A 12,572-nucleotide genomic window follows, 5' to 3' on the forward strand; every position below is an offset into this window, starting at 1 on the left:
CTACCGTTATTGGAGCTAGGCCGCGCCCTTCTTCGGCCAGTAGCGTTCGCGCAGGTGGCGCTTGACCAGCTTGCCGGTCGGCGTACGCGGAAGCTCCGGCTCGAAATCGATCGAGCGTGGGCACTTGATCGGCGACAGATGCTGGCGGCAGAACAGGATCAATTGCTCCTCAAACGCCTTGCCGGCGCGCGCCATGTCGTGCGGCTGCACCACCGCCTTGACCTCCTCGCCCATCTCCTCGTTCGGCACCCCGAACACGGCGACATCGGCGACGTCGGGATGCGTGATGAGGACGTCCTCGGTCTCCTGCGGGTAGATGTTCACGCCGCCGGAGATGATCATGTAGGACTTGCGGTCGGTCAGATAGAGGAAGCCGTCGGCGTCGAGATAGCCGACGTCGCCGAGCGTCGACCAGCCCTTGTCGTTGTAGGCCCGCTTCGTCTTCTCCGGATCGTTGTGATAGGAGAACACCGGCGCGTCGGCGAAATACACCGTGCCGATCTCGCCGGTCGGCAGCTCCTCGTCATTCTCGCCGAGGATCTTGATCTTGCCGACAACGGCGCGTCCGACGCTGCCACGATGCTCCAGCCACTGCTTCGAGGTGCAGACGGTGACGCCGTTGCCTTCGGAGCCGGCATAATACTCGATCAGGATCGGACCCCACCACTCGATCATCCTGGCCTTGACGTCGACCGGGCAGGGCGCAGCGGCATGGATCGCGCCCTTCAGGGTCGACACGTCGTAGCGCTTGCGCACGTCCTCCGGCAGTTTCAGCATGCGCACGAACATGGTCGGCACAAGCTGCGACTGCGTGACCTTGTACTTTTCGACCAGCTTCAGGAAGTCTTCGGCGTCGAAATGCTCCATGATGATAGAGGTGCCGCCGAGCACTGAGACCATCATGTTGAAGCGCAAGGGAGCTGCATGATAGAGCGGCGCCGGCGACAGATAGGTGCTCTCGGCATTCATGCCGCACATGTCGGCGCACAGCACGCGCAGGAACTGGTTCGGCTGATCGATCGGATTGCCTTCGAAATCCTTCTTGATGCCCTTCGGCCGTCCGGTGGTGCCCGACGAATACAGCATGTCGTAGCCGGCGACCTGGTCGGCAATCGGCGTCTTGGGCTGGGCGCCGGCCTCCTTGTCCCAGGAGCGGAAACCGGGCTCGGGCTCGTCGACCATGAAGAACAGCGGGCCGTCCGTGGCGCTCACGAGATCGCGCACCTGCTCGGCGCATTTCGGCGAGGTAATGAAGACCTTGGCGCCGCAATCCCTGATGATGTAGGCGATCTCGTCCTTGGTGAGATAGCGGCTGATCGCGGTGTAGTACAGGCCGGAGCGCTGCGCCGCCCAGACGATTTCCATGAACGCCAGCCGATTCTCCATCAGGAAGGCGATATGGTCGCCGGCCTTGAGCCCCAGCGCACGGAATAGATGAGCGCCCTGGTTCGAGAGCTCGTCGAGCTCGCGATAGGTGATGGCCTTGCCGGTGCCGGCCATCTGATAGGCGATCTTGTCGGGATGGCTGCGGGCGTGAATGGAAGGGTGGGTCATGAAAGACTCCGGCGGGGAGGCGCGAGTAACGAATGGCGAGTAGCGAATAGGGAATGGCGAATAGCGGAGCGTCTGGGCGAGCGGAGCGGATCGCTCTCCCTATTCGCCACTCGCCATTCGTTATTCGCCTCCTACAGCCTTTCCACGATCGTCACGTTGGCCATGCCGCCGCCTTCGCACATCGTCTGTAACCCATAGCGCTTGTTGCGGGCCTTCAGCGCATGCAGCAGCGTGGTCATCAGCTTGGTGCCGGAGCCGCCGAGCGGATGGCCGAGCGCGATCGCGCCGCCATTGACGTTGAGGCGGTTCGGATCGGCGCCGATGGTCTTCAGCCACGCGGTCGGCACGGAAGCGAACGCCTCGTTGACCTCATAGAGATCGATCTCGTCGATCGACATGCCGGCCTTCTGCAGCGCGCGCTGCGTCGCCGGGAGCGGCGCCTCCAGCATGATGACGGGGTCGCCGCCCATCATGGTCATGTGATGGACGCGGGCCAGCGGCTTGACGCCGAGCGACTTCAGGCCGCGCTCGTTGACGACCATGACGCCGGACGCGCCGTCGCAGATCTGGCTGGCCGTGGCCGCCGTCAGCTTGCCGTTTTCGGCGATCAGCTTGACGCTCTTGATGCCGTCGAGGCTGACGTCGAAGCGGATGCCCTCGTCGATGTGGTGGGTGTCGGTCGAGCCGTCGGCACGGGTGATCGCGAGCGGGATGATCTCGTCCTTGAAGTGGCCTGCCTGCGTGGCGGCAATCGCGCGCTGATGGCTGTTATAGGCATATTCGTCGAGTTCATCCTTGGAGAGACCGTACTTCTCCGCCATCATTTCCGCGCCGGTGAACTGGCTGAACTGGATGTTCGGATAGCGGCTCTCGATGCCAGGGCTCTTGTAGTGCCCGAAGCCGTTCTTCGCCGGAAGCGTGGAGGAGAGACCCATCGGCACCCGGGTCATCGACTCCACGCCGGCGGCGATCACGACATCCATCGCGCCCGACATCACTGCCTGCGCGGCGAAATGCAGCGCCTGCTGCGACGAGCCGCACTGCCGGTCGATTGAGGTGCCCGGCACGCTCTCCGGCAGCTTCGAGGCCATCACCGCATTGCGCGCGATGTTGTTCGATTGCTCGCCGGTCTGCATCACGCAGCCCATGATCACGTCCTCGACCTGGTCCGGCGCGGCGCCGGAGCGATCGACCAGCGCGTCCAGCACCTTCGCCGCGAGGTCGGCCGGATGCCAGCCAGCCAGCCGTCCTCCCTTGCGGCCGCCGGCCGTGCGTGCGGCCGCGACGATGTAGGCTTCCGCCATGACGTATCCTCCCTAGACTTGGTGTTCGTGATTGGCCGCGATTTAAATGCCCGATCGAGCGTTAGTCAATCGATCAATTAACTCTTGAGATCAACTCCGGCTTCGGCTTATCTGCCTCGATCAAGCGCGAGACATGTCTTGGGACCTCAGCTTCACAACAGCGTGCCAGAGAAACTTCCCGCGGGGCGGAATGCGACGGCGGAGAAGCTGCTGGACGCCGCCAGCGAGCTGATGATCGCGAGGTCCTCGATCGAAATCTCGCTCAGCGACATCGCGCAGAAGTCCGGCTCTAATGCAGCGCTGGTGAAATATCATTTCGGCAACAAGGACGGCCTGCTGCTGGCGCTGCTCGCCCGCGACGCGGCGACCGAGGTGGCCAATCTCGAATATCTCCTGGCGCAGCCGCTGCCGCCGACGGCGAAGCTGAAGCTGCACATCAGCGGCATCATCCGCGCCTATCACCGGTTTCCCTACATGAACCGGCTGATCCATTATCTGCTGCATGAGAGCAGCGCGGAGGCGGCCGACGAAGTGTCGAAGTTCTTCGTGGCGCCGCTGCTCGATTTCCATCGCCGGCTCATCGAGGAGGGCGTCGCCAGGGACGAGTTTCGCGCCGTCGATCCGGTGCTGTTCTACACCAGCCTGATCGGCGCCTGCGATCACCTGTTCTTCGGCCGCCACGCGATGTCGCGCGCGATCGGCGTCGGCCCGGTCACCGATGATGTCTGCCGTCAGTACATCGCCCATATGGAGGCGCTGATCTGCGGTGGAATATTGAAACGGGCGAGTGGCGAATAGGGAGTAGCGAATGGGGGAAGCCTCTATTCGCTACTCCCTATTCGCTATTCGCAAGCAAAAACGTCTAGGGAGGAAACCTGACATGCAGTTGAACAACGTTGCCGTTCTCATCACCGGCGGTGGCTCGGGTCTCGGCGCAGCTACGGCGCGCGCCATGGCGGCCAAGGGGGCCAAGGTGGCCGTGCTCGATCAGAGCCTGGAAAACGCCGAGAAGATCGCCGCCGAGATCAAGGGCGTCGCGCTGCATGCCGACGTCACCAATGAGGATCAGGTCAAGGCCGGCCTCGCCAAGGCCGAGGCGGCCCACGGCATCGCCCGCGTGCTGGTGAACTGCGCCGGCATTGGCGGCTCGCAGCGCATCGTCGGCAAGGACGGCGTCTATCCGCTCGCCAAGTTCGCGCGCATCATCAACGTCAACCTGATCGGCACCTTCAACGTGCTGCGGCTGTTTGCCGAGCGCCTCGTCACCGCCGAGCCGGTCGGCGAGGAGCGTGGCGTCATCATCAACACCGCCAGCGTCGCGGCCTATGAAGGCCAGATCGGCCAGATCGCCTATTCGGCCTCGAAGGGCGGCGTCGTCGGCCTGACCCTGCCCGCTGCGCGCGATCTCGCCAGCCAGAAAATCCGCGTCAACACCATCGCGCCCGGCCTGTTCCTGACACCGCTGCTGATGGGACTGAACGAAGAAGCGCGCAAGAGCCTGGGCGCCCAGGTGCCGCATCCGGCCCGGCTCGGCGACGCCTCCGAGTACGGTAACCTCGCCGTCCACATCGTCGAGAACCCGATGCTGAACGGCGAAACCATCCGCCTCGACGGCGCCATCCGCATGGCCCCGCGCTGACGGCAAACTCTGCCGTCGTCCCCGCGAATGCGGGGACCCATACTCCGCGGCGTCTGTGATAGGCAGACTGGCAGACGCCGCACTCTTACCAATCAAGCCGGTGGCTATGGATCCCGGCGTTCGCCGGGATGACACTGAGGGTGGAGCGCGCGCCATGTCCCAACCGCTGCTGATCGAACACGACAATGGCGTCGACCGTGTGACGCTCAATCGCCCCGAGAGCCTGAACGCGCTCGACCCGGCGCTAATCGACGCGCTCAACGCTTATTTCGAAAGCCTGCAGCGCAATCGCACCACGCGAGTCGTCGTGCTCAAGGGTGCCGGCAAGAACTTCTGCGCGGGGCTCGATCTGAAGGCCGCGATGCAGCGGCGCGGCGGCGTCAATGAGCCGCCCAGCGTGACCGAGTCGCTGGACTCGCAGCGCCGCATCGCCGACATCGTGATGCTGATGCGGCGTTGCCCGCAGCCGATCATTGCGCTGGTGCAGGGCGCAGCCGCCGGCGGCGGCTTTGCGTTGGCGCTCGCGGCCGATATCCGCATCGCCAGCCGCTCGGCGCGGATGAACTGTGCCTTCATCAAGCTTGGCTTAGGGGGCTGCGACATCGGCACCAGCTATTTCCTGCCGCGCCTCGTCGGCGTCTCCGTCGCATCGGAGCTGATCCTCACCGGCCGCTTCATCGGAGCCGAGCGCGCGCTCATGGTCGGGCTGGTGTCGGAAATCGTCGAGGACGATATGCTCGAGGGCGCGGCTGCGCCCTTCGTCGATGCGATGATGACGGCCTCGCCGGTCGGACTTCGACTCTCAAAGGAATGTCTCAACATGAGCGTCGATGCGTCGTCGATCGAAGCCGTCATCGCGATGGAAGATCGCAACCAGGTGCTGTGCAGCCGCTCGGAGGATTTCAAGGAGGGCATTCAAGCCTTCCTCGAGAAGCGCAAGCCGGTCTATACCAACCGCTAGATATCAAGATCCGCAAAGGACGATATTTCGGGAGACGCAAAATGGACGGGACGGCAGCGAAGGTGTTGGAGAAGCCGGCATTCCGCAAGGTCAACTGGCTGGCGCGCGACATCGATATCGAGAGACGCGGTGACGGCGTCATCGTCATCAAATCGCGCATTCCGCTGCAGGCCTATGAGCCGCATTTGGCGGCGCCGCTCGCCCGCTGGGCTAAGGAGGCGCCGACGCGGACCTGGCTCGCGCAACGCAGCGGAGCCGAGCGGCAATGGCGCAAGCTGTCCTATGCCGAGGCCAAGCGCACCGTCGATGGGCTGACGCAGGGCCTGCTCGATTTGAAGCTGGACGGCCGCCCCGTCGCCATCCTCTCCGGCAATTCGATCGAGCATGCGCTCATCACCATGGCCGCGATGCAGGCCCGTTCGCCGGCCGCTCCGGTGTCGCCCGCCTATTCACTGATGAGCCACGATCATCTCAAGTTGAAATATCTGTTCGGCCTCGTGAAGCCGGGCGTGGTCATGGTGCAGGACGGCCCGACCTTCGAGAAGGCGCTGAAGGCGCTCGATCTCGACGGCGTCACCGTCGTTCATGTCGCGCGTCCGTGCGAGGGCATTGCGAGCATCAGCTTCGCTGATCTCGCCGCGACGCCGGTCACCGGCGCGGTCGACGCGTCGATTGCGCAGATCACACCGGACACGGTCGGCAAGCTGCTGTTCACCTCCGGCTCGACCGGCATGCCCAAGGCGGTCATCAACACCCAGCGCATGATGTGCGCCAATGCGGCGATGATGATGCAGACGCGGCCGCGCGGGCCTGATGCGCCGATCTCGACGGTGCTCGACTGGATGCCATGGAATCACACCATGGGCGGCAATGCGCTGTTCAATCCGCTCTTGATCGAGGGCGGCACGCTCTACATCGACGACGGCCGGCCGATGCCCGGCATGTTCGACGAAACCATCCGGAACCTGCGCGAGGTGTCGCCGACCTATTACGCCAATGTGCCCGCCGGCTATGCGGCGCTGGCGGCGGCGATGGAGAAGGACGATGCGCTGTGCCGCTCCTTCTTCAAGGATCTGGGCATCATGGCCTATGGCGGCGCGCGGCTGCCGGACGATCTGTACGAGCGCATGCAGGCGCTGGCGGTCAAGACCACCGGCGAGCGCATCGTGTTCTACACCGGATGGGGCTCGACCGAGACCGCGCCGACCTCGACCGGCACCTATTGGAACACGGAGCGGGTCGGGCTCATCGGCCTGCCGTTCCCCGGCGTCGAGCTGAAGATGGTGCCGACCGGCGACAAATACGAGCTGCGCCTGCGCGGCATCAACGTGATGCCCGGCTATTTCGGCCAGCCCGAGCTGACGAAGAAGGCGTTCGACGAGGAAGGCTTCTACTGCATCGGCGATGCCGGCGTGTTCGTCGATCCCGCCGATCCGGCGCAGGGCATCATCTTCGCCGGCCGCGTGGTCGAGGATTTCAAGCTCACGACAGGCACCTTCGTCCATGTCGGCTCGCTTCGCACCGATGCGATCGCAGCCGCAACGCCGGCGATCCACGATGCACTGGTGACCGGGCAGGACCGCGAATATGTCGGTCTCCTGGCCTGGCCCAATCTGCACGCCTGCCGCCAGTTGGTCGGCGATCCCAACGCGACGTTCGAGGACGTGGTGAAGCATCCGGCCGTCATCGACTGCGTCCGTCGTGGTCTCGAAGCCCATAATAAAGAGTGCGAGGGCGCGACCAGCCGGCGCATCGGCCGCGCCATGCTGATGGTCGAGCCGCCCTCGATCGACGGTCATGAGCTGACCGACAAGGGCTACATCAACCAGCGCGCCGGTCTCGAACGCCGCGCCGCGCTGGTCGAGCGGCTCTACGCGGCCGAGCCCGACAGCGACGTGATCGTGCTGTGACGACGCATTTTGAAACCGTCATTCCGGGGCACTCGCGAAGCGAGTGAACCCGGAATCCAGAGATAAATCAGATCGAGATTCCGGGTTCGATGCTGCGCATCGCCCCGGAATGACGATCAGGAAGCAGGTGAGGCCATGAACTTCGATTTCTCCGACGACCAGAAGCAGTTGCGGGACCAGGCGCGGAAATTCCTCGCCGAGAAGTGTCCGCCCAAGGCGGTGCGTGTCGTGCTCGATGGCAAGGAGCCGTATGACCGAGCGCTGTGGAAAGGCTTCGCCGAGATGGGCTTCCTCGGCGTCGCCATTCCTGAGGAGTACGGCGGCGCGGGCGCCGGTCATCTCGAGCTCTGCGTGATCGCCGAAGAGGTCGGCCGCGCGCTGGCGCCGGTGCCGTTCTCGTCGACCGTGTATCTTGCCGCGGAGGCCCTGATGCTGGCCGGCAGCGATGCGCAGAAGCAGGCCTGGCTGCCGAAGATCGCCAATGGCGAGGCGATCGGCACCTTGGCGTTGTTCGAGGGCACCGGCAATCCGTCGCCCAAAGCGATCAAGTGTGAGGCCGCCAACGGCGTGCTCAACGGCACCAAGAAGCCGGTCGCCGACGGCGCCATCGCCGATCTCATCATCGTTGCCGCGCGTACCGGCTCGACCGGCCGCGACGGCGACATCTCGCTGTTCCTGGTCGACCCCAAGGCGGGCGGCGTCGAAGCCAAGGCGCTGACCAATCTCGATCCGACGCGCGGCCAGGCCGAGCTCACCTTCAAGAACTGCAAGGCGGAGCCGCTCGGCGCCGCCGGCGAGGGTTGGAGCATCATCACCCAGGTGCTCGATCGCGCCGCGGTGCTGACGGCGTTCGAGCAGGTTGGCGGCTCCGACCGCGCGCTGGAGATGGGCCGCGACTACGCGCTCGACCGGATCGCCTTTGGCCGTCCGATCGGCTCGTTCCAGGCGGTCAAGCACATGCTGGCCGACATGTACGTCTCGGCGACCTTGGCGCGCTCCAACTCCTATTATGGCGCCTGGGCGCTCTCGACTAATGCGCCGGAATTGCCGGAGGCCGCGGCCTCAGCGCGCATCAGCGCGACGCAAGCCTTTCAACACTGCGCCAAGAACAACATCCAGGTCCATGGCGGCATGGGCTTCACCTGGGAGTTCGACTGTCACATGTACTACCGACGCGCCAACGCGCTCGCGCTCGGCCTCGGCAGCCTCTCTTACTGGGAAGACCAACTGATCGACCGCATGCGCAAGCGCAATGCGGCGTGACCCAAGCCCGTCATTCCGGGGCGCTCGCGCGCGACAAAATGACCATGCCATTTTGCGCGGAGTGAGCGAACCCGGAATCTCGAGATGACTCACCTCTGGATTCCGGATCGACCCGCGTTGCGGGTCGTCCGGAATGACGATCTGAAAGGAATTCTCATGAACTTCGATGACACTCCGCAGGAGGCCGCGTTTCGCGCCGAGGCGCGCGCGTGGATCGCCGCCAATGCGCCGAAGCAGTACGAGGACGAACTGCGCGCGTCCTCGCTTGGCCGCACCGCGCTGAAGAACGCCAGCATTCTCGACGTCGCCAAGGCCTGGCAGAAGAAGAAGGCCGAGGCCGGCTGGGCCTGCTTGCACTGGCCAAAGGAATATGGCGGTCGCGGGTCCTCACCCATCGAGCGCGTGATCTGGCAGCAGGAGGAGGGGCCCTACGGCAAGCTGTCCGGCATGTTCATCATCGGTCATGGCATGTGCGGGCCGACCATGATGGCCTACGCCTCGGAGGCGCATAAGCGGCAGTATCTGCCGCCGCTGGCCTCGGGCGAGAAGGTCTGGTGCCAGCTGTTCTCCGAGCCGGCCGGCGGCTCCGACGTCGCCGGCCTGCGCACCCGCGCCGAGAAGCGCGGCGACGACTGGGTGATCAACGGCCAGAAGATCTGGACCTCGGGCGCGCACTACTCCGACTACGGCATCCTGCTGACGCGCACGGATCCAACAGTGCCCAAGCATAAGGGTCTCACCATGTTCTTCCTGGACATGAAGAGCCCGGGTGTCGAGGTCCGGCCGATCAAGCAGGCGAGCGGGCACTCGGATTTCAACGAGGTCTATTTCACCGACGTCGTGATCCCGGACTCGCAGCGTCTCGGCGCGGTCAATGACGGCTGGAACGTCGCGCTGACCACCTTGATGAACGAACGCATGTCGATCGGCGCCGGCGTCGCCACCGGCTTCCCGGAGCTGTTCGACTTCTGCTCCAACCTGATGCTGGACGATCGTCCCGCGATCGAGGACCGCAATGTGCGCTCGAAGCTCGCGAGTTGGGCGGTGAAGGCGAGCGGGCTGAAATACACCAGCATCCGCGCCATCTCGGCGCTGTCGAAGGGCGAGCGGCCGGGACCTGAGAACTCGATCGGTAAACTGGTCGCAGGACCGATGATCCAGGACGTCGCGACCTACGCGCTCGACCTGCAGGGCGCCGCCGGCGTGCTCAGCGGTCCCGAGGCCGAGCTCGCCGGAAAATTCCAGGCGATGCTGCTGCGCGCGCCCGGCACCCGCGTCGAAGGCGGCACCGACGAGATCATGCGCAACATCATCGCGGAGCGCGTGCTGGGTCTTCCTGGCGACATCCGCGTCGACAAGGACCTTCCGTTCAACCAGGTTCCGACCAAGGGACGAAGCTAACAAGTGCAGTCGTAGGGCGGGTTAGCGCAGCGTAACCCGCCGCTAGCTCGTACAACGCTGATCAAGTGGCGGGTTACGCCTTCGGCCAACCCCCGCCCTACGCATATCAAGTGAGGGTCAGGCATGAACTTTGACGACACCCCGCAGGAAGCCGCTTTTCGCGACACCGCGCGCGCTTGGATCGCGGCCAACGCGCCGAGGGAGCTGGAGGAGGAGCTCGCGAGCTCCTCGCTCGGCCGCATCCGGCTCAAGCACGCCGACATCGTCGAGGTCGGCAAGGCCTGGCAGAAGAAGAAATCCGATGCCGGCTGGGCCTGCCTGCACTGGCCGAAGGAGTATGGCGGCCGCGGCGCGACGCCGATCGAGCGGGTGATCTGGCAGCAGGAGGAGGGCGTCTATGGCAAGCTGACGCAGCCGTTCCAGATCGGCGAGGGCATGTGCGGCCCGACCGTGATGGCCTATGGCAGCGAAGAGCACAAGCGGCGCTATCTGCCGAAGCTCGCTTCCGGCGAGGAGATCTGGTGCCAGCTGTTCTCCGAGCCCGCCGGCGGCTCCGATGTCGCTGGCCTGCGCACCCGCGCCGAGAAGCGCGGCGACGACTGGCTCATCAACGGCCAGAAGATCTGGACGTCGGGGGCGCACTACTCGGATTACGGCCTGCTGATCACGCGCACCGATCCCAATGTGCCCAAGCACAAGGGCCTGACGATGTTCTTCCTGGACATGAAGAGCCCGGGCGTCGAGGTCCGCCCGATCAAGCAGGCCAACGGTATGCAGGAGTTCAACGAGGTCTATTTCACCGACGTCGTGATCCCGGACTCGCAGCGCCTTGGCGCGGTCGGCGACGGCTGGAACGTGTCGCTGACCACCTTGATGAACGAGCGCATGTCGATCGGCGCGCGGCTCGCCACCGGCTTCCCGGAGATGTTCGAGTTCTGCGCCAATCTGATGACCGAGAGCGGACTCGCCATCGACGATCGCGCCACGCGCTCGAAACTGGCGTCGTGGGCGGTCAAGGCCAGCGGGCTGAAATACACGAGCTACCGCGCGATCTCGGCGCTGTCCAAGGGCGAGCGGCCCGGACCTGAGAATTCCATCGGCAAGCTGGTCGCCGGCGTCATGCTGCAGGATATCGCAACCTACGCGATGGATCTCGAAGGCGGCGCTGGCGTGCTGACCGGCGCGGACGAGACGGTGACGCAGGGCCAGTTTCAGCAGATGCTGCTGACCTCGCCCTCGATGCGCATCGCCGGCGGCACCGACGAGATCTTGCGCAACATCATCGCCGAGCGCGTGCTCGGTCTGCCCGGTGACATCCGGGTCGACAAGGACGTGCCGTTCAACAAGGTGCCGACCAAGGGGCGCAGCTGATCCGACGGCATCACGACGGCCGTCTTCCGGGGGCGGTCGCTGTGGCGACCGGTCCGGAAAGACGGGGGGTGGAGGGCGAGCACAAAGCGAGCGTCGCCGGTCGAACTGTACGGAAGGTTGTCATGTCATCTGCGGCGCCAAAGTCAGAGCAGGATCCCATCACCATTCTCGAAGAGCTGATGGCCGCGCGCTTCTCCTGCCGCAGGTTCCGGCCCGAGCCCGTGCCGCGCGCGACCATCGAGCGCATCCTGACGGCGGCGCAAAAAACTGCGTCCTGGTGCAACAGCCAGCCGTGGCGTGTCGAGATCACCTCTGGTGCGGCGACCGAGGCTTTCCGGAAGGTGATGTATGCGGCGGCCTCCAGCGGCAAGGCGGCGTCGGGCGACTTTCCTTTCCCGCGCGAATACACCGGCGTTTATCTGGAACGGCGGCGCGAGAGCGGTTTCCAGCTCTACAACGCGCTCGACATCCCGCGCGGCGACAAGGCGGGTTATGCCCGGCAGGCGCTGGAGAACTACAATTTCTTCGGCGCGCCGCATGTGGCGGTCATCCACAGCGACGAGGCGCTCGGCACCTATGGCGCGATCGATTGCGGCGGCTACGTCACGAGCTTCATGCTGGCGGCGCAGGCGCTCGGCATTGCCACCGTGCCGCAGGCGGCGCTCGCGTTTCACTCCGACGTGGTGCGGCAGCACTTCGGGCTTGGCGCCGACCGCAAGGTGGTCTGCGGCATCTCGTTCGGTTGTCCCGATCTCGGTGACAAGGCCAACTCCTACCGCACCAGCCGCGCCACGGTCGCCGAAACGGTCCGCTTTCACGACGAATGACTTCCCGTCCGTAGGTCGCACGCGCGTATTTGTTGCCGGCGGAGTTCCGTTATCCGGGACTCCGGAGGGGCGAGACGCCCCACGAGTCCATTTTTGTAAACCGAGTTTGCTGAACAGGGAGCAGCTCCGGCGGCGGCGCCATGATTTTGCCGAGGTGTCGTCCACGTTCGGCGAGCGCGTTTCGGCAACGATGCTCGTGCTCTCCTGTCCGACCTTCACATCGAAAGCCGCCCTGAAATCAACAGTTTGTGTCTGCGATGCACCAGTCGAGACGCGCCGCTGCAGGACCGGACGTGTTGCGAGAGTCGGTGCAGGAGCGCTAATGGCTGCTGTTGGTCGAAT

Annotated in this window: 10 protein-coding genes; 8 read left to right on the forward strand and 2 right to left on the reverse strand. The window is 64.8% G+C overall.

Annotation, left to right across the window (positions count from 1 at the left end; genetic code table 11):
- Positions 1–15: 15 nt before the first annotated feature.
- Positions 16–1,554, reverse strand: a complete 1,539-nt coding sequence (locus ACQR0U_RS04160; RefSeq protein WP_316167341.1) for an acyl-CoA synthetase — start codon at positions 1,552–1,554, stop codon at positions 16–18.
- Positions 1,555–1,685: 131 nt separating this feature from the next.
- Positions 1,686–2,858 (reverse strand): acetyl-CoA C-acetyltransferase, encoded by a 1,173-nt coding sequence (locus ACQR0U_RS04165; protein WP_316167342.1) that lies wholly within the window; start codon positions 2,856–2,858, stop codon positions 1,686–1,688.
- Positions 2,859–2,996: 138 nt separating this feature from the next.
- Here ACQR0U_RS04165 and ACQR0U_RS04170 point away from each other — a divergent pair, with 138 nt between their 5' ends.
- From ACQR0U_RS04170 to ACQR0U_RS04205, 8 genes are all read left to right on the forward strand, one after another.
- A complete protein-coding gene (locus ACQR0U_RS04170; protein WP_316167343.1) occupies positions 2,997–3,656 on the forward strand; it encodes a TetR family transcriptional regulator in 660 nt (219 codons plus the stop codon).
- 82 nt (positions 3,657–3,738) lie between these two features.
- Positions 3,739–4,497, forward strand: coding sequence for an SDR family NAD(P)-dependent oxidoreductase (locus ACQR0U_RS04175; protein ID WP_315825931.1), 759 nt, complete (start codon positions 3,739–3,741; stop codon positions 4,495–4,497).
- A 154-nt stretch (positions 4,498–4,651) separates the two neighbouring features.
- Positions 4,652–5,458, forward strand: coding sequence for an enoyl-CoA hydratase/isomerase family protein (locus tag ACQR0U_RS04180; protein ID WP_316169560.1), 807 nt, complete (start codon positions 4,652–4,654; stop codon positions 5,456–5,458).
- Positions 5,459–5,499: 41 nt separating this feature from the next.
- Entirely contained in the window at positions 5,500–7,368 is a 1,869-nt protein-coding gene (locus ACQR0U_RS04185) for an AMP-binding protein (protein ID WP_316169559.1), read from the forward strand.
- Positions 7,369–7,503: 135 nt separating this feature from the next.
- Entirely contained in the window at positions 7,504–8,631 is a 1,128-nt protein-coding gene (locus ACQR0U_RS04190) for an acyl-CoA dehydrogenase family protein (protein WP_315825934.1), read from the forward strand.
- A 156-nt stretch (positions 8,632–8,787) separates the two neighbouring features.
- The gene (locus ACQR0U_RS04195) at positions 8,788–10,032 is read left to right on the forward strand and encodes an acyl-CoA dehydrogenase (protein WP_316169558.1); all 1,245 of its coding nucleotides are present in this window, start codon (positions 8,788–8,790) and stop codon (positions 10,030–10,032) included.
- Between the two features lie 123 nt (positions 10,033–10,155).
- A complete protein-coding gene (locus ACQR0U_RS04200) occupies positions 10,156–11,403 on the forward strand; it encodes an acyl-CoA dehydrogenase (protein ID WP_316167346.1) in 1,248 nt (415 codons plus the stop codon).
- Positions 11,404–11,582: 179 nt separating this feature from the next.
- The gene (locus ACQR0U_RS04205) at positions 11,583–12,230 is read left to right on the forward strand and encodes a nitroreductase (protein ID WP_316172756.1); all 648 of its coding nucleotides are present in this window, start codon (positions 11,583–11,585) and stop codon (positions 12,228–12,230) included.
- Positions 12,231–12,572 lie beyond the last annotated feature (342 nt).

It is taken from the genome of Bradyrhizobium sp. HKCCYLRH3097 (genome assembly GCF_051167875.1).
Classification (GTDB): domain Bacteria; phylum Pseudomonadota; class Alphaproteobacteria; order Rhizobiales; family Xanthobacteraceae; genus Bradyrhizobium.

Excerpts from the sequence above, each read along its gene's own strand:
- ACQR0U_RS04160 (WP_316167341.1), bottom strand. The coding sequence starts at position 1,554 with ATGACCCACCCTTCCATTCACGCCCGCAGCCATCCCGACAAGATCGCC.
- ACQR0U_RS04165 (WP_316167342.1), bottom strand. The coding sequence starts at position 2,858 with ATGGCGGAAGCCTACATCGTCGCGGCCGCACGCACGGCCGGCGGCCGC.
- ACQR0U_RS04175 (WP_315825931.1), top strand. The coding sequence starts at position 3,739 with ATGCAGTTGAACAACGTTGCCGTTCTCATCACCGGCGGTGGCTCGGGT.
- ACQR0U_RS04180 (WP_316169560.1), top strand. The coding sequence starts at position 4,652 with ATGTCCCAACCGCTGCTGATCGAACACGACAATGGCGTCGACCGTGTG.
- ACQR0U_RS04185 (WP_316169559.1), top strand. The coding sequence starts at position 5,500 with ATGGACGGGACGGCAGCGAAGGTGTTGGAGAAGCCGGCATTCCGCAAG.
- ACQR0U_RS04190 (WP_315825934.1), top strand. The coding sequence starts at position 7,504 with ATGAACTTCGATTTCTCCGACGACCAGAAGCAGTTGCGGGACCAGGCG.
- ACQR0U_RS04195 (WP_316169558.1), top strand. The coding sequence starts at position 8,788 with ATGAACTTCGATGACACTCCGCAGGAGGCCGCGTTTCGCGCCGAGGCG.
- ACQR0U_RS04200 (WP_316167346.1), top strand. The coding sequence starts at position 10,156 with ATGAACTTTGACGACACCCCGCAGGAAGCCGCTTTTCGCGACACCGCG.
- ACQR0U_RS04205 (WP_316172756.1), top strand. The coding sequence starts at position 11,583 with ATGGCCGCGCGCTTCTCCTGCCGCAGGTTCCGGCCCGAGCCCGTGCCG.